At 34.1% G+C, this 19,044-nt stretch carries 17 protein-coding genes; 13 read left to right on the top strand and 4 right to left on the bottom strand.

Going from position 1 to position 19,044, the window contains the following annotated elements; translation table 11 throughout:
• Positions 1–246: 246 nt before the first annotated feature.
• The gene (locus tag NSQ18_RS12435; RefSeq protein WP_016837097.1) at positions 247–2,097 is read left to right on the top strand and encodes a GGDEF domain-containing protein; all 1,851 of its coding nucleotides are present in this window, start codon (positions 247–249) and stop codon (positions 2,095–2,097) included.
• A 44-nt stretch (positions 2,098–2,141) separates the two neighbouring features.
• Here NSQ18_RS12435 and NSQ18_RS12440 read toward each other — a convergent pair whose 3' ends face one another.
• Complete coding sequence (locus NSQ18_RS12440) at positions 2,142–2,621, bottom strand: GAF domain-containing protein (RefSeq protein WP_016837098.1); 480 nt, start codon at positions 2,619–2,621, stop codon at positions 2,142–2,144.
• 8 nt (positions 2,622–2,629) lie between these two features.
• Complete coding sequence (gene hisJ, locus NSQ18_RS12445; RefSeq protein ID WP_016837099.1) at positions 2,630–3,424, bottom strand: histidinol-phosphatase HisJ; 795 nt, start codon at positions 3,422–3,424, stop codon at positions 2,630–2,632.
• Between the two features lie 134 nt (positions 3,425–3,558).
• Here hisJ and ezrA point away from each other — a divergent pair, with 134 nt between their 5' ends.
• From ezrA to NSQ18_RS12490, 9 genes are all read left to right on the top strand, one after another.
• Entirely contained in the window at positions 3,559–5,265 is a 1,707-nt protein-coding gene (ezrA, locus tag NSQ18_RS12450) for a septation ring formation regulator EzrA (RefSeq protein ID WP_016837100.1), read from the top strand.
• A gap of 225 nt (positions 5,266–5,490) precedes the next feature.
• Complete coding sequence (locus NSQ18_RS12455; protein ID WP_016837101.1) at positions 5,491–6,630, top strand: cysteine desulfurase family protein; 1,140 nt, start codon at positions 5,491–5,493, stop codon at positions 6,628–6,630.
• Positions 6,631–6,635: 5 nt separating this feature from the next.
• The gene (gene thiI / locus NSQ18_RS12460; RefSeq protein WP_026018967.1) at positions 6,636–7,844 is read left to right on the top strand and encodes a tRNA uracil 4-sulfurtransferase ThiI; all 1,209 of its coding nucleotides are present in this window, start codon (positions 6,636–6,638) and stop codon (positions 7,842–7,844) included.
• Positions 7,845–7,957: 113 nt separating this feature from the next.
• Positions 7,958–8,167, top strand: a complete 210-nt coding sequence (locus NSQ18_RS12465) for an alpha/beta-type small acid-soluble spore protein (protein WP_016837103.1) — start codon at positions 7,958–7,960, stop codon at positions 8,165–8,167.
• 180 nt (positions 8,168–8,347) lie between these two features.
• Positions 8,348–9,934 (top strand): AMP-binding protein, encoded by a 1,587-nt coding sequence (locus NSQ18_RS12470; RefSeq protein ID WP_339288238.1) that lies wholly within the window; start codon positions 8,348–8,350, stop codon positions 9,932–9,934.
• A gap of 173 nt (positions 9,935–10,107) precedes the next feature.
• Complete coding sequence (gene sppA, locus NSQ18_RS12475; RefSeq protein WP_016837105.1) at positions 10,108–11,109, top strand: signal peptide peptidase SppA; 1,002 nt, start codon at positions 10,108–10,110, stop codon at positions 11,107–11,109.
• 13 nt (positions 11,110–11,122) lie between these two features.
• Positions 11,123–11,902, top strand: coding sequence for an RDD family protein (locus NSQ18_RS12480; RefSeq protein WP_339288240.1), 780 nt, complete (start codon positions 11,123–11,125; stop codon positions 11,900–11,902).
• Positions 11,903–12,035: 133 nt separating this feature from the next.
• Complete coding sequence (tpx, locus tag NSQ18_RS12485; protein WP_016837107.1) at positions 12,036–12,539, top strand: thiol peroxidase; 504 nt, start codon at positions 12,036–12,038, stop codon at positions 12,537–12,539.
• A 170-nt stretch (positions 12,540–12,709) separates the two neighbouring features.
• Positions 12,710–13,648, top strand: coding sequence for a class I SAM-dependent methyltransferase (locus tag NSQ18_RS12490; RefSeq protein ID WP_016837108.1), 939 nt, complete (start codon positions 12,710–12,712; stop codon positions 13,646–13,648).
• A 60-nt stretch (positions 13,649–13,708) separates the two neighbouring features.
• Here NSQ18_RS12490 and NSQ18_RS12495 read toward each other — a convergent pair whose 3' ends face one another.
• Together NSQ18_RS12495 and NSQ18_RS12500 are read right to left on the bottom strand one after the other, a co-directional pair.
• Positions 13,709–14,671, bottom strand: coding sequence for an acyltransferase family protein (locus NSQ18_RS12495; RefSeq protein ID WP_016837109.1), 963 nt, complete (start codon positions 14,669–14,671; stop codon positions 13,709–13,711).
• A gap of 223 nt (positions 14,672–14,894) precedes the next feature.
• Positions 14,895–15,341 carry a universal stress protein gene (locus NSQ18_RS12500; protein ID WP_016837110.1) on the bottom strand — a complete coding sequence of 149 codons (447 nt, stop codon included), beginning with the start codon at positions 15,339–15,341 and terminating at the stop codon, positions 14,895–14,897.
• 288 nt (positions 15,342–15,629) lie between these two features.
• Between NSQ18_RS12500 and ald the strand changes: the two genes are divergently transcribed.
• The 3 genes from ald (at position 15,630) to NSQ18_RS12515 (ending at position 19,042) form a co-directional block, all read left to right on the top strand.
• Positions 15,630–16,751 carry an alanine dehydrogenase gene (ald, locus tag NSQ18_RS12505; RefSeq protein ID WP_016837111.1) on the top strand — a complete coding sequence of 374 codons (1,122 nt, stop codon included), beginning with the start codon at positions 15,630–15,632 and terminating at the stop codon, positions 16,749–16,751.
• Between the two features lie 182 nt (positions 16,752–16,933).
• Positions 16,934–18,118: an ABC transporter substrate-binding protein gene (locus tag NSQ18_RS12510; protein ID WP_016837112.1), complete on the top strand. Its 1,185-nt coding sequence runs from the start codon at positions 16,934–16,936 to the stop codon at positions 18,116–18,118.
• A gap of 42 nt (positions 18,119–18,160) precedes the next feature.
• Positions 18,161–19,042, top strand: coding sequence for a branched-chain amino acid ABC transporter permease (locus NSQ18_RS12515; protein WP_016837113.1), 882 nt, complete (start codon positions 18,161–18,163; stop codon positions 19,040–19,042).
• The last annotated feature ends 2 nt before the right edge of the window (positions 19,043–19,044 follow it).

A 19,044-nucleotide genomic window follows, 5' to 3' on the forward strand; every position in this document is an offset into this window, starting at 1 on the left:
GCATTTATTTTACACGAAGGTAATTTTATAATTTTTTAGAACTTCAGTCAAGGGAAAATAATTGAATTGATAATGTTTAGAGATATTTCAACTGTTTTTTTCATAACATTAATCAATGATACAGAAAAGAGAAAATTTTATTTTACAATATGTCTTTAAAGCTAAAATATAAGTAGGAAATTAGTTTTAAAAAATGGTATAATTAATAGTATGTTGTTATCTTGTTAGTCAAGAAAAGGTGATTTCATGTCAGAAGATCGGCTGAAATTAATGGAATTTAAGTCGGAATTATTGAACCTTTCATTTAGCTCCATCGATGATGAGCGTGATTTGAAAGAATTTATCAATATGCTTAAAAAGTGTTTGGTACAACATTTTAATATAAAGAAATGCGATATTCTCTTCGTTGAAAATGATACGTTAAAGCAGTATAAAAGCGCAATTTCCATATTAGAACAGAGAGAGATACCGCAAATGGTCGAAGCTAGGGCTTCCATACCACAATCTTTAAAGGAGCTTTTTGACTATCGTGATTTCACTGATATGGTGTTACTCAGAGAAGGAGAAAGAGTATTCGGATTATTATTATGTCAATCGAGTCCTACTTGGAAAAAGTTTTCTGAATCAGAAGTTTTTTGTGAATTCGTCGATAACATCTCAAAATTTCTTCGAGCATTCATTCATAATTTAGAAGTACGCACGAACGAAAAGAAATTTAAAAAATTATATAGTATGACGGATTTATTTCACTCTACGATGGATATCGACATCATATTAGAAAACGTGATTACCACAATCCAAGAAAACTATTCAGAATTTGAAGTAGAATTAATATTGTCGAATGATCAAGAACAGAAGACTTCCCTTAAAATTAAACAGTTTGACTATTTAAAAGAGCGCGCTGCAACAGTTGAAGCATTTGTATCGGGGAAAATTACGATTGAAAAATCAGAGGAATTAAACAGTTGTATTTTAAACGCACCGATAAAAGGGAGACAAGCAATTTACGGTATTTTTCAAGTGAAAGCACCAATCCAATATGTATTCTCACAAAAGGAAAAGGAATACATTGCAATGCTTACACATACGGCGGGCAATGCATTAGAAAACGCAAAATTATATCATCAATCTCATCGTTTAATCGGTGATTTGCAACTAATTAATGAAACCAGTCATCGATTGAATTCAGAGCTAGATATAGTTGAAATGCTTACGTTTTTAAAGAAGCAGTTAATGAAATCTTTCCAACCTAACGAGTTATGTTTTGTGTTTGCGGAGAAGGAATGTTTTCAATTAGCAAATGCTTCTACCAGTTTATTTAAATCGGTTGAGGGCATTTTTTACATTGATTTTGTCGCAAAGCATTTTGAAAAATCGAAGGACTCTTTATTCATCGCAGATTTTAGCCGACTCATTTCAAGCGATGTGAAATTCAAGTCGATGATGGCCATACCGATGATTGCTGGACAAAAAATTATCGGCTTTAGCATTGTTTTACATGAAGACGCTTACTTTTTCTCTTTTGATAGCTTTAAATTAATGCAATCGCTGATCCATCACTCATCTTTAGCGATATCGAATAATATTCTGAGACATAAATTGCAAGAAATGGTCGATCATGATCATTTAACGAAGCTTTATGCTAGAAGTTATCTTGATAAATTTGTGAATCAATCATTAACAAACGATGAAAGCGGTATGTTTTTATTGCTTGATATTGATGACTTTAAACAAATTAATGACTCATTCGGTCATCAAGTTGGCGATCAAGTATTAATTCAAATTGGAGAAAAGTTAATTGAGGAAGTTGGAAAAAAAGGAATTTGTGCTCGATGGGGCGGTGAAGAATTAAGCATTTATGTGCCAAATATATCTAAATCGGAAGCATATCATCTATCTAAAAAAATCGTGTCGCAAATTCCAAAAATAACTGTTCCTAAAGTGACCGTTTCAGCGGGATTAATAACTTGGCATAAACAAAATCGACCTGAATATCAGCAATTATTTTTACAGGCAGATAAAGCTTTATATGTTGCAAAAAATAGCGGAAAAAATAAGGTTTGTATTTATGAGGATGTAAGGGCTTTGAGGCCATAAAAAATTACTACGTTCGTAAAAGTTACGAAAACGTAGTAATTTTTTTATAAATATTGGATTAATGTTTGGACAAATTTTTCTAATCCCAGCTTGTCATCGTTTGTAAAGCGATTTTTCAGTGGACTATCAATATCAAGGACGCCGATGATTTCATCGTTTTTTATTAGAGGAATGACAATTTCTGAATTACTTCGAGCATCGCATGCAATATGACCAGGGAATTGGTGAACGTCTTCTACGACGATCGTTTCTCTTTTCTGTACAGCGGTACCACATACGCCACGTCCTACTGGGATTCGTACACAAGCAGGTAATCCTTGAAATGGTCCGAGGACAAGTTCATCATTTTTCATTAAGTAAAATCCAACCCAGTTGATGTCTGTTAAAAATTGATTTAACAATGCACTAGCGTTGCTTAAATTTGCAACGATATCATCTTCTCCTTCGAGTAAAGCGGAGAGTTGCTTGGATAACATGTCATATTGCTCTTCGAGATTACCTTTATATTCAGTTTTCGTAAACATAGTACCTCCTATTTGTGGAAAATTTTTTCATAATGTTGATGCAAATCATTGATTGAGTGAGCATCAGATCCAAACACAAGTGGCAGATGTATCGATTTAGCATACTCAATCATTGGGAATGGCGGGTAAGGCTCTAAACAATATTTTTTGCTTAACCCTGCGCTATTTACATCCAGTTCGTATCCAAATGCCTTCATTTTATTTAATACTTCTTTAATGCGCTGTTCATCATTTACATGAACTTTATGGGCATGTTGGAATTTATGGACTAGGGTAGGATGGCCGATGCGACGAGGTTTATGTACACCAAGGTCCACTTCAATTGATTGAATAACAGTATCATAATACAATTCATAAATCGCTTCAACACTTCCAACTTTTTCTACAAATTTCATAAATTCTTGTTCTGAATAATCGATGCAAACATATTCATCTTTCCATTTTAAAAAATGAACGGACAGGATGGCATCATCAAGAAAAGGACCAACACTATTTAATAAGTTTTTCGTTTCGTTTTCATAACCAACAATATAATCCACTTCTAAACCTATATGAATGGTGATATCTTTTTCATATTGTTGTTTTAATTTGTGCAATGTTTCTATATAAGTTGGCAATAAATCCGGTTTCATTCCGCTATCCTTTTCGGGTGTGGGATCAACAAAATTTGCTGGTAGAGGTGCATGTTCAGTAAACGTAATATCTGTAAATTGATGTTGAATTGCTTTTTCTATATATCCTTCCAGCGAATCAGCTGTTCCATGGGGACAAAAGGGAGTATGAATGTGCCCATCTTTTTTCAATTTTTTTCAACTCCTTTTAAATAGAATTATATTACTTTCATGAAATACTTTATTTTTTAAAACAAAAGTTCAAAAACATGGTATATTATATAACATATAGCCAATTTGCGTGAGTGTGGAATAGGAGGCTTACGATGAAGTATATCATCATTGTCATCATCGTACTATTAGCATTATTAACGTTCGGGCTAATCATCCGGAAAAAACATAATGCTGTAATAGAGCGACTGGAAAAAAAGAAATTACAAATTCAACATTATCCTATATTTGAAGAATTAACAAAGGTAAAAAATTTAAATATGAACGGTCAGACGGAAGAATTATTCGAACGTTGGCGAAATAAATGGACTGAAGTGGTAGATGTTGACATCATCAAAATTGATTCCATGTTGTTCGATGCTGAAGAATATATTGACCGGTTTAAATTTAAAAAAGCTTCGATGATTGAAAAAGATATAGAAGATTATATTGATAAATGTGATCAAATCAAAAATGAGATCTTATCTGAATTAGAAGAATTAATTGGCAGTGAAGAAAAGAATCGCATTGAAATAGAACAATTGAAGGAACTTTATCGTTCAGCTCGCAAAACTCTTCTAGCTCATCAATATTCCTTTGGTCCTGCGATTGAGAATTTGGAAAAAATGCTAGAAGAATTCCCTCAAAAGCTTGATGAATATGAAAAAATGACAGAAGAGGGAAATTATTTAAATGCTAGAGAAATTGTTCTTTTACTCAATGAAAAGTCGAAAAATATGTATGAATTGATTAGTGAAATCCCGTCATTATTAACAGAAATTCAAACTAAAATACCAGCATCAATCCATGAATTGAGAACCGGTCATCGAGAAATGGAAGAGCAATCATATTACTTACAGCATTTAGAATTAACAAAGAACCTTGACCGTATTGAACAAGAATTAAAGAAATTAGAAGAGGAATTAGCGAATTTAAATATTTCTTATGTGTCGACAAGAATCCAAGAAATCAATGATGAAATCGACAATTTTTACGATTTACTTGAAAAAGAAGTTTATGCAAAAAACTATGTCGATAAAAATTGCGATAGTACATACAAAACTTTAAATGAAGTTTTGAAAGCTACAAAAGAAGTAAGTACAGAAGCAGAATATGTGCAAAATAGCTATCGTTTGCCGGAAGAAGAGGCTGAAATTCCAAAACTCGGATTAAAACAATTGGAAGTGATACAAAAAAGATTTGAAGTATTGTTATCCCGTGTAAGAGAAGAAAAATCCGCATACTCAAGTTTGCAAGAAGAATTAATCGAAATTCGTAATGAAATTGAGCAAATTCAAGCGGTGCAAGATCAGTTTTCAAACCGGTTAAAGAATTTGCGAATTGATGAAAATAAAGCTCGAGCAAAACTTCAGTCTTTAAAGAAAATCCTGCAAGAAACAGACCGGATGTTACATAGAGCAAACATTCCGGGTATACCAGAAGAAATGGATGCTCGCTTAGAAGAAGCAGAAGAGCAATTATTTATTGTAATGCAAAGCCTCCAAGAAGTTCCGTTGAACATGAATTTGGTAAATAGCAATTTAGATCAAGCGGAAAAATGTATTCAAGATGTGCAAAAACATGCTAAAGAGATGATCGAAAATGTGATGTTAATAGAGCGTATCATTCAATATGGAAACCGATATCGTTCAAATCCAAGGGTCCATGAATTGTTGCTTCAAGCGGAAGAATCGTTCCACAATTTCCGCTATGTAAAAGCTTTGGAAGAAGCTGCAGAAGCTGTGGAACTGGCGGAACAAGGAGCAATTCAACGCATTCAAGAACTCGTTCAAGAAGAAATGTTCGAAAAAACGAAACATTAGTTTATGCACGGTAAGGTTATTCACGATATAATATTAATAACAAATTGCATTATCGGAAATTGATATTGCAATTTGCTGTTATCCATTCATTTGAAAGATTTTGGATGATCTTTTGATGCTAATAGTACACAATGAGAAGGTTGGTTGTCCGGAAAGTGTTCACTTTCTGAACAACCCTTTTCTTTTGAAATTGTCATAAAAATTATAAATAGAAGGTTGGTATTCATGATCTATTTTGACAATAGTGCTACAACGAAACCACATGATGAAGTATTACATACATTTCTTGAAGTAAATAAAAACTATTTTGCGAATCCTGCTTCAATTCATGCCTTTGGTGTGGAAGTAAATGAATTATTAGAAGCAGCAAGAAATCAAATTGCTCACATAATCAAAACAAAACCGGAACACGTTTTATTTACTTCAGGAGGAACAGAATCAAATAACTTTGCAATTTTTGGCGTTGCAAAAGAAAATAAGCATATTGGGAAACATATAATTACAACTGAAATTGAACACGCATCAGTGTTGGAAGCATATAAAACTTTAGAAAAAGATGGATATGAAGTCGAGTATTTATCAGTGGATAATAAGGGTGTAATATCCATAGATGAATTACGCAGGAAACTTCGAAAAGATACGATTCTTGTTAGCATGATGCACGTCAATAATGAGATGGGAGCAATTCAACCGATTGAGGAAGCAGCCAAAATCATTCACCAACATTCTCGTGCCATTTTTCATGTGGATGCAGTACAAAGTTTTGGAAAATTGGAAGTTCAATTTAACGGTGATGCCGGACCGGATATATTAACAATTTCGGGTCATAAAATCCATGGAATAAAAGGAACAGGAATCATCGCATTTCAAAGAAAATTAAACATTGCACCACTAATTGTAGGTGGCGGTCAAGAATTTGGATTAAGAAGCGGAACTGTCCCTGTTCCACAAGCTGTTGCATTAGCAAAAGCTTGTCGAATTGCAACTGAACATCTACAAGAAAATTATGCAAAATTTACAAAGTGGCGAGATCATCTGATGGATTTTTTCAATACTTTCGGTGATCATATTTATTTACTCTCAACTAAAGAAGGGGCGCCACATATTTTGTCTTTTAGCGTGCGAGATTTAAAAGGCGAAGTGATAATTAATGCATTGCAAAAAAGAGGTGTCATTGTATCTACATCTAGCGCATGTTCTTCAAAACAAAAGAAAACAAGCCATGTTGTCGAAGCTTTAAATGTAGATTCTCACTTTAAAGAAGGTGTTATTCGAATAAGTTTTGGCGCAAAAAATACAGAGAAAGAAATAGAACAATTTAAAGAAATTTTTAAAGAAGTTATGAAAGAATTAAAAGGAGTATAAAAATGATGCTTTGGAATGAAATATTAATACGATATGGTGAACTCACTACGAAAGGTCGAAATCGTAAAGATTTTATTCACCGATTAAAAAATAATATCAAATATACTTTTTCTGATATTGCCCCTCTGACAGTTCAAGCAGAGCGGGATCGAATGTATATTAAGCTTGATAATGAAAAACAATTTGAAGTATTGATGGAAAAATTGCCTAGTGTGTTTGGTATTCAATCGTTTAGTCCTGTTGCTATATGCGATAGGGAAATTGAAAACATCCAACAGTTAGCCCAAAAAATAATGGATCGTTATAAAGATCAGCAAATCACGTTTAAAGTGGAAGTGCATCGATCAGATAAAACATACCCACTCAAAACATATGATATACAATTAGCAGTTGGAGGATTTTTATTAAAACATAATCCAAATTTATCAGTAAATGTTAAAAATCCTGATGTGGAACTTCGAATTGAAATTCGAAAAGAAGCAGCTTATTTAATGTCTGAAATCATTTATGGTGCAGGTGGTATGCCTGTAGGTTCGAACGGAAAATCGCTATTATTGCTTTCTGGAGGAATTGATAGCCCAGTAGCAGGATATTTAATGATGAAAAGGGGAGTAAGAATTGATGCCATTCATTTTTATAGCCCACCTTATACGAGTGAACAATCATTGCAAAAAGTAAAAGATTTAGCAAATGAATTAACAAAATTCGGTTCTTCTATTCATTTACATGTTATACCATTCACTGAATTACAAGTTTTAATTAAAGATTCAGTACCAAAAGAAATGTTAATGACAACAACACGCAGAGTGATGATGAAAGTTGCAGATCGTGTTCGTGAAGAAATTGGCGCTTTGGGGCTTGTTACAGGTGAAAGTTTAGGACAAGTAGCAAGCCAAACATTAGAAAGTTTAACGGCAATCAATGAAGTAACGAATACACCGATTCTTCGACCTTTGATTTCATTCGATAAGCTGGACATTATTGATATTGCTCAAAAGATTGGCACGTACGAAATCTCCATTAAACCGTACGAAGATTGCTGTACAATATTTACACCAGCAAATCCGAAAACAAGACCAAAAATAGATCGAGTAACTTATTTCGAATCTCAAGTAGATTTTGAAGAGTATATTGAACGAGCAGTGAAAAATCGCGAAATTTATACGTTGCCTGAAAAACGTATGAAAGTAGAGAAATTTAAGCATTTATTATAATATATAATAATTTTGTACCATCGAATCGGTAATATATGAACAATTTACCTCTCACCTTTTATGTATTAATTAATAATTACAGCACATTCTAAATGCACAAGGAGGTGAGAGAGATGGCTACAAACAACAACAGCAGCAGAAATAAACTTTTAGTTCCTGGTGCAAATGCAGCATTAGATCAAATGAAATATGAAATTGCACAAGAGTTTGGTGTTCAACTCGGACCTGAAGCTTCTGCTCGTGCAAACGGGTCAGTCGGAGGAGAAATCACTAAACGTCTAGTGCAAATGGCTGAGTCACAATTACGTGGAACTCAACAATAAGTAATACAAGGCTAGTAGCGTATGCTACTAGCTTTTTTTCTATAATTTATTTCATTCATTCTCAAAAAAATTACTTTTTAAACAAAAATATATATACTATTTAGAATATTTTGATGATATTATTGAATATATTATAATTAGAATAATATTTTTATTTTTGAAAATTGAGGGGGAATTTGCTTGAAAAGAGAGGATTTACTAGCTCCAGAGAAATATAATATTGCAGATGAATTCGAAAAATGGGCAAAAGATGAAAACAAAGTGGCGTTACTGGTACACCATGAAGACGGTACGACAGAAAAAATCACGTTTGTAGAGTTATTAAAAAGAGCAAATAAAGTAGCAAATTTATTTAAAAAACATGGACTGACAAAAGGCGACGTTCTTCTTGTCATGGTTCCACGTTCTGCTGAAGCATATGCTACATACATTGGTGCATTAAAAGCAGGGATTACAATTATTCCAAGCTCTGAAATGTTAAGAGCAAAAGATATTGACTACCGCATCGAACACTCAGGTGCAAAAGGAATTGTTGCTTTCTCAAATGAAATTTCTCAATTTGATGATGTAAAATCGTTAAATGGATTAAAACTTTTCGTTTACGGTGAAGCGAATGAACCGTGGATTCAAATAGAAAAAGAGCTTGAAAATTTATCCGATGAATTTAATGAAGTGCAAACGAAAAGTTCAGATATTGCTTTCTTATCTTATACAAGTGGAACGACAGGAAATCCAAAAGGGGTTATTCATACTCATAGTTGGGGATATGCACATTTACGGACAGCAGCTGAGCACTGGCTCGGTGTAAAAGAAAATGATTTAGCTTGGGCGACAGCAGCACCAGGTTGGCAGAAATGGATTTGGAGCCCATTCTTAGCTATTTTAGGAAGCGGGGCAACAGCATTTGTTCATACAGGACGATTCGATCCAAAAAACTACTTGCAAATGTTGCAAGATTACAAGATTAATGTATTATGCTGTACACCAACAGAATATCGCTTGATGGCGAAAGTGGATGATTTAGAATCTTATGATTTATCCAATTTAAGAAGCGCTGTTTCTGCTGGGGAACCGTTAAACAGTGAAGTAATCAATAAATTCTTAAATGTATTTAACTTACAAGTTCGTGATGGTTATGGACAAACTGAAAATACATTGCTTGTTGGAACACTCCTCGGCATGAAACCAAAACCAGGATCTATGGGTAAACCAACTCCAGGAAATATTGTGGATATTATTAATGAAGATGGAGAACCAACAAAACCAGGCGAAGTTGGAGATATTGCAGTTCATTCTTCTACACCTGCATTGTTTAAAGGTTATTTAAATGATCCTGAGCGTACGCAAAGACAATTCCGTGGAGAATGGTATTTAACTGGTGACCGTGCATATAAGGATGAAGAAGGATACTTCTGGTTTGAGGGTCGTGGAGATGATATTATCATTTCTTCCGGTTATACGATTGGGCCTTTCGAAGTGGAAGATGCCCTTGTTAAACATCCAGCGGTAAAAGAATGTGCGGTTGTTGCAAGTCCTGATGAGATTCGAGGAAGCATCGTAAAAGCATTCGTTGTTTTAAAAGATCCATCTTTAAAGGATAGCCCTACCCTAGTTCAAGAGTTACAAGAGCATGTAAAAAATATTACTGCACCGTATAAATATCCGAGAGCAATCGAATTTATCGACGAGCTACCAAAAACAGCTTCCGGTAAAATTCGACGCGTAGAATTGCGTCAAAGAGAAATGCAAAAGCAAGTTCTAAAATAATTAATTAAATACTTATCTATTGCATGAAGTGATATCAAAGTCAAGGCGTTCAGAAACAATTACTTTCTGAATGCCTTTTTTTCATGTAATCTTATACTAGCATAGAAAAATTTATCATTTTTTTGAAACAATTGTTGTTGAAAAACGTATGTAAATTGAAGGAGGTAAATTAGATGAATTTAAAAAGATGGATAGCGTTAGGAGCAGCAGTTTTTTTGCTGATTGCATCAATCGCAATCAATACGTTAATGTCATTTCTCAAGAGTGACTTTTTAAGTGGATTTGAGACGCTTACGGATGTAGAACTTGCAGAGACGGTCCTCGAACCAGGGTCTTTTAATGAACGAATTGCTTTACTATCTATAGATGGAGTAATTCAAGATGTTGGTTCAAGTTCACCTTGGGTACCGCTTGAATATGATCACCAAATGTTTCTTGCTTCATTAGACCAAATTTTGGAAGATGATACAGTACAAGGTGTTGTATTATCTGTCAATTCACCAGGTGGTGGAGTTATTGAATCTGCTGAAATTCATGAAAGATTGCTAAAAATTAAAGAAAAAGGTATTCCAATATACGTTTCAATGGGATCCATGGCTGCATCAGGTGGTTATTATATTTCCGCTCCAGCAGACAAAATCTTTGCCCATCGTGAAACAATTACGGGTTCCATTGGTGTTATCATGCAAAGTTATAATTATGCAGAGCTAGCGAAAAAATTGGGTGTTGAATTTGAAACAATCAAATCCGGTCCACATAAAGATATGTTCGGTGGTACTCGACCTACGACAGAAGAAGAAAAAGCGATGATTCAAGAGATGATTAATGAATCTTACGAAGTATTTGTAGATATAGTAGAGCAAGGAAGAGGAATGACTGAAGCGGAAGTGAAAAAAGTTGCGGACGGACGAATCTTAGGTGGTAGTCAAGCGTTAAGAGCTGGTTTGGTCGATGAGCTTGGAAGTTTAGAGGATGCAATTCAGTCACTAAGAGAAGATTATGGATTGGAAGACGCTGAATTGTTCGAATATGAGTCAAATTTAGGTAGTTTTGCTTCTTTATTTACAATGAAACTGGGAACACTCTTTGGCCCTTCACCAGAAGAGCGGATGCTAATGAAATTGATGAATTCTTATGATGCACCACGATTAATGTATTTATATGGCCAATATTAAGGAGGGCTGGAATATGACGAGTTATAATCAAGATAATAACCGGAAAACTTCTGCCCATGAGTCGAATAATGACATTTTACAAAACAAACAAACGGAACAAAACTCAGCAAACGATCGAGACCAAGAGGAGCTTAAAATTGAAAATGCACACACTTCGGAAATTGCTCAAAAGTTCGTTGCAAATGAAGAAGAAATCAAAGTGGAGACAGATAAAGAAATTAAGCCTGATCAGCAAGCTGGTGTAGAGAAAGATCTAGAGCAAAGGGAAAAATTTCCAAAAACATTTTCAGAAACGGAAATCGTTACAGAATATGAAGAAAAAACAGCTGGTTTTTGGATTCGTTTTTGGGCATTTATTACAGATGGTCTCATTGTTACTGCAATCGTCAGTATTTTAGTTAAACCAATTTTCTATATGATGGGTTGGAATTTATCTAGTTCCGTTTGGTATGCGCCTATTACCATTATTTCAGGATTTTTCTATTATGGATATTTTGTACTTATGACAAAGTATTGGCAGCAAACTGTTGGCAAAATGATTTTCGGTTTAAAAGTAAAGTCACTGAAAGAACAAAAACTATCTTGGAGTACAGTATTGTTTAGAGAGTTAGTCTCTCGTTTTATTAACAATACAATTTGGCTTCCTTATATTGCTGTTGCATTTACTCCAAAAAATCAAGGACTACAAGATTATATAGCAGATACCATTGTGGTGCATGAAAAAGTGTATGTGAAAAATGAAAAAAAAGTTATAAAAGAAAAAATGATTGAATCAAATCATCAAACAGTATAGAGTTACTAAAACCATTCAGTGTCATGAAAATTTTAGACGCTGAATGGTTTTTAATTTTCAAGTTAAGTTATTTGCTTATACGTGAAGGTGTTTAGTAAGATGAAATAAGTAGAAAAGAAGGAGGAATATTCAAATGGCTGAAGTGACATTTAAAAATAATCCAGTAACATTGTTAGGAAATGAAGTGAAAGTTGGTGACATTGCACCAGACTTTACGGTGCTTGCCAATGATTTAACACCTGTAACATTAAAAGATTCTGAAGGTAAAATTCGCTTATTCGCTACTGTACCGTCTCTTGATACAGGTGTTTGTGATGCAGAAACTCGCCGTTTTAATGAAGAAGCAGCAAAATTAGGAGAAGATGTGGTTGTTTATACTGTTTCTGTTGACTTACCTTTTGCTCAAAAACGCTGGTGTGGAGCAGCTGGTATTGATCGAGTAGTGACAGTATCAGACCATAAAGACCTTTCATTTGGAAAAGCTTATGGAGTTGCAATTGAAGAGTTACGCTTATTAGCTCGTGCGGTGTTTGTTGTCGATCGTGAAGGTATTGTTCGATATGTAGAATATGTTCCTGAAACAACAAACCATCCAAATTATGAAGCGGCGATTAACGCTGTTAAAGAATTGATTTAACAATACGATGATGCAAGAAGTTCTTTTATCGTATATGATAGTTTTATGATAACAACTTTTTATGTAGACAAAGTCAAAGACGGCTTTGTCTACACTTATTTTCGACTATGTTCCTGTCGTTCTAATCGTAACTCCATAAAAAAATGGAAATTAATGAAAGGAAGAATTTGATGGAAAAGATAGAGCAAATATTTACCTTTATCAATAAAAAAACAGAGGAACTTGAAAAAACAGAGTCCTCTACATATTTAGAGAGTGTCTTAACAACTCTCAAGGGGATACTTGATGGAAAATATGAATTACCCTTTGAAGCAGCAACGAAGGAAGAAATGCGTAAAGCAATTCAGCTTTCTATATTAAAAGGAATGCGCGAATCTTCTCAACCAAATCACCAAATGACGCCAGATTCTTTAGGCTTATTAATAACGTATTTCGTTGAACAATTTTTTGAGGAAACATTAAAAGATGGAACAATTTCAATTTTAGACCCGGCTTTAGGAACAGGTAATTTAATGTTTACGATTATGAACAAATTGGATGGAAAAGTGTTCGCAACGGGTGTGGAAGTGGATGAATTGTTAATTCAATTAGCTGGGGAAATTGCAGAGCTTATTGAACAACCAATTCAGTTATACCACCAAGATGCGTTAAGACCATTACTAGTTGACCCTGTAGATGTGGTAGTTTGTGATTTACCAGTAGGATTTTATCCAAATGATGATATTGCAAAAAACTATGAATTAAGTTCTAAAGAAGGGATGAGTTACGCTCATCACTTATATATTGAACAAGCATTAAATTATACGAAAGATGGCGGTTATTTGATTTTTTTAATCCCTGCAACTTTATTTGAATCGGAACAAGCTGAAATGTTGCATAAATTTTTGAAGAAGTATGCGTGGATTCAAGCTGTGATGCAGCTTCCAGAAAACATCTTTAAATCCAAATTGCATGAAAAAAGCATTTTAATATTGCAAAAGAAAAGTGATACATTGAGGCCACCAATAGAAGTATTATTAGCGAAGGTGCCGAATTTATCCAATAAGCAAGCATTATTATACTTCTTTGAAAAAGTGAAAATTTGGAAAGAACAAAATACGAGAAAATAGGAAATTTATAAAAAAAGAGGAGGTGTCTAATTTTTATAGACACACCCCGTTAAACACCTATTAAAATTTTTTGTACAATAACGTATCAACGAATTGGACGACCGGTTTTCTTGACAAACAATATACAATTAATAAGCTGAATACAAACAATATCCAATATTGGCTTGATTCTATGATATACGACTTTATTGAAGACTCACGGAAAACTCGAACAATAGCCATATGAAGCAAATAAATCACCATCGTAGATTGGCCGATGGATGTAAGATAGCATTGTTTTTTAGGAACGAGGGAAAAAAAGGTATACAACGCTAACAGCTGAATACCGTATGTACTTAATCTTATGAGTGCTGAATATTCTAAGAGATTCGTTATTTCTTCATATGGTCTTTTTCCAAATAACCAAAATCTGAAGTCGATTGGTACATAGAGAACTATGATGATAAAACCTACGATGGCAAGTACTGTGCCAATAAATACGTTGATTTTGGATTTTATTTTGACAAAATGCTGTTCTTTTAAATGAAATCCAGCTAAGAAAAACGGAAAGAAGAAAAAGGTGCGGGACAAACTTAAAAATTCATCCACTTCAGTATCATAGCCAATTAATAGAGAAATAAGAATTGCGATTGGAAGTCCATATTTTAATTTTCCAAAGAAATATAAGAGAATATTCCAAAATAACAAACTCATCAAAAACCAAAGTCCCCATCTTGGGATAAATAAACTATAACCTATCGAGTCTTCAAATATTAAATCATAGTAAAAAGTGTACAACACTTGAAAAATAATATAAGGGATGAGGAGTTTTTTGATGAGTTTTTTAAAATAGCCTTGTTCATAAACTTTTTTTGCAAAATAACCAGAAATTAAAATGAATGCAGGCATATGAAATGTATAGATGAAAAGATAAATATTTGCTAGAATCCTTTCATTTTCTATATAGTCACTAATCATATGACCAAACACAACGAGGAAAATCAATATTGCTCTTGCATTATCAAAATATGAATTTCGTTTCAATAGAATCATTCTTTCTATATTTATTGTGAACTCAAAGGAGTAGAAGCCAACTAAAAAAGCAAAATGAGCGTTATAGCGGCGGTTAATTGAGAACAGATATAGTTGTATCATAATTCGACAAAAACTTCTATTGCAAAAAGATAACAAAAACTTTAATATTTTATGTTAAACAAAAAAACCCTTTATGATTTCGAAATCATAAAGGGTTAAAATCTATACTAGATTAATTTTCAGGAGTGCGAACTACAAGAACATCACATTTTGCAGAGCGAACAATTGCTTCTGATACTGAACCGATTAAGAAACGTTCAACGGCATTTAGACCAGTAGCACCGCAGACAATTAAATCAGCATCCACTAATTTGGATAATTCTTTTGTAATGATTGTTTTTGGAGATCCGTATTCAATGATTACGTTCACATTTTTTACGCCAGCTTCTTCAGCTTTCTTTTTATATCCTTCAAGTAATTCTTCAGAGAACGCCTGTGCTTTTTCAGCGATTGAGCGATCATATGCTTCAATTGCTGCAAAAGAGCGAGTATCAATTACATTCACTAAGTTTAATTTTGCATCTTCGTTTTGTTTAGCGATTTCAGTTGCTTTTTTAAAAGCATATTCTGCTTCTTTAGAACCATCCACAGCCACCACAATACTCTTATACTTTGTCATATTGTTTACCTCCTTTAACTATGTTTTTATTATATCAAATTTTCAGACAATGAGAATGCTATTTTAGTTAAAAATGAAAAACATTCACAAAATATTCTAATTATTGTAAAAAAATTTTCTACAATACTGTAATTTTTTATATTTACAATTGTGAATAATGTGAAAAAATATGGAACTATTTGGAAGAAAAAATTTTTCAAAAAATAATTTAATTTTTTTTTAACAATTGATAGAATAGTGGTGATTGATTTTTTATTACGAATATTCAAGCAAAGGATGGGAGTTTTCGTGAAAATTGGAATACCTAAAGAAATAAAAAATAATGAAAATCGTGTAGCAATGACACCTGCAGGGGTTGTAACTTTAACGAATGCTGGTCATGAAGTATATATTCAAAAAGGTGCTGGACTAGGCTCTTCATTCACTGATGAAGACTATATTGCTGCGGGTGCAAAAATTGTTGACACTGCTGAAGAAGCTTGGTCACAGGAATTAATTTTAAAAGTAAAAGAACCAATTGAAAGCGAATACAAATATTTTTATGAAGGACAAATCCTCTTCACTTACTTGCATTTAGCACCTGAATACGAATTAACACAAGCGTTATTAGATAAAAAAGTAATTGGAATTGCATATGAAACAGTGCAATTACCAAATCGAGCATTACCATTATTAACACCAATGAGTGAAGTTGCTGGAAAAATGAGTGTCCAAATTGGGGCGCATCATTTAGAAAAATTAAATGGTGGTAATGGAATTTTATTAGGCGGTGTACCTGGTGTACCTCGTGGAAAAGTTACAATTATCGGTGGGGGAGTAGCTGGAACAAATGCTGCTCGCGTTGCTATTGGCATGGGTGCAGATGTAACAATTATTGAACTGAATCCGGATCGTTTACGTCAATTAGAAGATATCTTTGGATCTTCTGTTAAAACATTAATTTCTAATCCGTATAATATCGCAGAGTCTGTGAAACAATCAGATCTTGTAATCAGTTCGGTTCTAATTCCTGGTGCAAGAGCTCCTAAATTAGTAACGGAAGAAATGGTAAAACAAATGAAGCCTGGTTCTGTTATCGTTGATATTGCGATCGACCAGGGTGGAAGTACGGAAATTACAGCGAACAACCCTACTTCTCACGATAAGCCAACATTTGAAAAATACGGTGTTTTACATTATGCAGTTCCGAACATTCCAGGAGCAGTTCCAAGAACATCAACAATTGCATTGACAAATGTAACGGTTCCTTATGCGTTACAAATTGCTAATAAAGGATATAAACAAGCTTGTTTAGAAAATGAAACACTGAAAAAAGGTCTAAACACGTTAAATGGATATGTTGTGTATAAAGCGGTTGCAGATGAGCAACAACGCGAATATGTATCTGCTGATACACTGTTACAAGACTAATTATAACTATTTCAAATACTTGGGAATACTTATGTATTTCCAAGTATTTTTTTATTTTATTAGAAATTTTTATGAATAGAATTTGTAATATTTTTAAAATTCAATTAATAGAATAATAAATAGAGATTTACATTACTCCAATAGTGTAAATTAATAGAATTGAATTTTTAGGGGGATTCAAAATGCAAAAGTACCAGAAACTATTTCTAATTATTTTAGCAACATTCATGTTAATTCTATTAACAGCTTGTGGTAGTTCATCAACATCAACTAACAGCGGAGGACAAAGTGAGACAAGTATTGAAGACGAAACATCTGGAGAGGTAATTCAAGCAAAAATCGGGGTAATTTCATACCTATCTGGTGCAGGGGCTGCCTATGGAGAGGCGATTACACAAGGGTTGAAATTAGCTCAAAAGGAAATTAATGAAAATGGTGAAGTGAATATTGAATTAGTAATTGAAGATTCTGCTGGTGAAGCGGAACAAGCGGTAAATGCCGGTCAAAAATTAATGGCCGATGATTCTATTCTTGCAATTATTGGACCAACGCTTAGTACGGAATTTTTCGCGGTTGCACCTGAAGCGGATTTAAACGGTATTACAATTATGGGTACATCTACAACAGCGGACGGAATTCCTGAAATTGGAGATTATGTATTCCGAAATTCAATTCCGGAAGCGTTAGCAATTCCTGCTGCAATGGAAAAAGCAGTAAAAAGAACAGGAGCAAAAAAGGTTGCCATTATTTATGGGAATGATGATGCTTTTACAAAAGCGGGATTTGAAGTAATGAAAAGAACTGCGGAAGAAATGGGCTTAGAAATTACAACAATTGAAACATATCAAAAAGGTCAAAGCGACTATAAAGCACAGCTAACGAAAATCAAAAATACGAATCCAGATTTAGTTTTAGCTTCAGCTTTATATAACGAAGGTGCCGTTATTATCGATCAAGCGCGGAAGATGGGCATTACTGTTCCGTTCGTTGGAGGAAATGGATTTAACTCCCCTCAAGTTATAGAAATTGCAGGCGATGCTGCGAACGGTTTAATTGTAGGAACACCATATTTCGGGGATTCTACAGATCCAAAAATCGTTGAATTTAACAAAAAATATGAAGAGGAATATGGGAAAAAGCCTGACCAATTTGCTGCGCAAGCATATGATGCTCTTTATATTTATGCAGATGCATTAAAGAGAGCGGGTACAGGTGAAGATCGAGATGCATTCCGAGATGCATTAGCTGAGACGAAAGATTTTGAAGGGATATTAGGTCTATTCTCATTCAATGAAGTTGGTGATGTCGTGATGGATGTTACAGTTGTAGAAATAAAAGATGGGAAATTTGTAGAATTCGAGGAATAACCTCGAATTCTACTTTTCCTTATATGAAAAGGGTGATGGTTATTGCTAATTGAACAGTTGATCAATGGAATTACATTAGGAAGTATTTATGCGATTGTCGCCCTTGGGTTTACTCTAGTTTTTGGCGTATTAGGCATCATCAACATGGCCCATGGCGAAATTTTTATGGTAGGAGCTTTTATTGGTGTATTGACGACGAGTGTATTAGGTTGGCCGTTGTGGCTTGCTTTTCTTGCGTCGATAGTCGTTACTTCCTTATTAGGTTATCTGTTAGAAATCTTCAGTTTACGCCCTCTTAGAGGGAAAAAGGGAGTATCCCATTTGGCTCCACTAATTAGTACGATTGGTGTATCAATCTTTCTTGAAAATTTATCTCATCATATGTTCGGAGCTGGAAATAAGCCATTTCGAACTGCTTTTGCAGAAATTCGTTTTGAAATTGGTTCAATAACAATTTATTTAGTACAAATTACGATTTTTGTTATTTCCGTCATATTAATGGTCGGATTATCTGTTTGGCTTTCAAAAACAAAAGCTGGTAAAGCCCTGAGAGCTACGGCAGAAAATTTAGAAACAGCAAGTATTCTTGGAGTGGATACGAAAAAAATCATCACATTAACGGTGATTATCGCTTCCGGCATGGGAGGCATAGCAGGTATTTTAGTAGGTATGGCCTTTAACTCGGTAAGTCCACAAATGGGTTTATCTATGGGGTTAAAGGGTCTTGCCATCATTATTTTAGGTGGTATGGGCAATGTGAAAGGAGCAATGGTTGGGGGGCTAATCCTCGGTTTATCTGAAACGTTGCTTGTTGCTTATGGCGATTCGGGATATCGAGACGCTATCGCATTTATCATGATAATTCTTATTTTATTAATTCGACCACAAGGTATATTTGGATCCAAGACGGCAGAGGGCAGGTGATA

The sequence above is a fragment of the Ureibacillus sp. FSL K6-0786 genome, assembly GCF_037965165.1.
GTDB classification, from domain to species: Bacteria; Bacillota; Bacilli; order Bacillales_A; family Planococcaceae; genus Ureibacillus; species Ureibacillus thermosphaericus.

Bases quoted from the DNA above. Each gene is read 5' to 3' on its own strand.
- NSQ18_RS12480 (WP_339288240.1), top strand. From the start codon at position 11,123: ATGACGAGTTATAATCAAGATAATAACCGGAAAACTTCTGCCCATGAG.
- ezrA (WP_016837100.1), top strand. From the start codon at position 3,559: ATGAAGTATATCATCATTGTCATCATCGTACTATTAGCATTATTAACG.
- NSQ18_RS12455 (WP_016837101.1), top strand. From the start codon at position 5,491: ATGATCTATTTTGACAATAGTGCTACAACGAAACCACATGATGAAGTA.
- tpx (WP_016837107.1), top strand. From the start codon at position 12,036: ATGGCTGAAGTGACATTTAAAAATAATCCAGTAACATTGTTAGGAAAT.
- NSQ18_RS12440 (WP_016837098.1), bottom strand. From the start codon at position 2,621: ATGTTTACGAAAACTGAATATAAAGGTAATCTCGAAGAGCAATATGAC.
- sppA (WP_016837105.1), top strand. From the start codon at position 10,108: ATGAATTTAAAAAGATGGATAGCGTTAGGAGCAGCAGTTTTTTTGCTG.
- NSQ18_RS12490 (WP_016837108.1), top strand. From the start codon at position 12,710: ATGGAAAAGATAGAGCAAATATTTACCTTTATCAATAAAAAAACAGAG.
- NSQ18_RS12465 (WP_016837103.1), top strand. From the start codon at position 7,958: ATGGCTACAAACAACAACAGCAGCAGAAATAAACTTTTAGTTCCTGGT.
- NSQ18_RS12500 (WP_016837110.1), bottom strand. From the start codon at position 15,341: ATGACAAAGTATAAGAGTATTGTGGTGGCTGTGGATGGTTCTAAAGAA.
- NSQ18_RS12435 (WP_016837097.1), top strand. From the start codon at position 247: ATGTCAGAAGATCGGCTGAAATTAATGGAATTTAAGTCGGAATTATTG.
- NSQ18_RS12510 (WP_016837112.1), top strand. From the start codon at position 16,934: ATGCAAAAGTACCAGAAACTATTTCTAATTATTTTAGCAACATTCATG.
- thiI (WP_026018967.1), top strand. From the start codon at position 6,636: ATGCTTTGGAATGAAATATTAATACGATATGGTGAACTCACTACGAAA.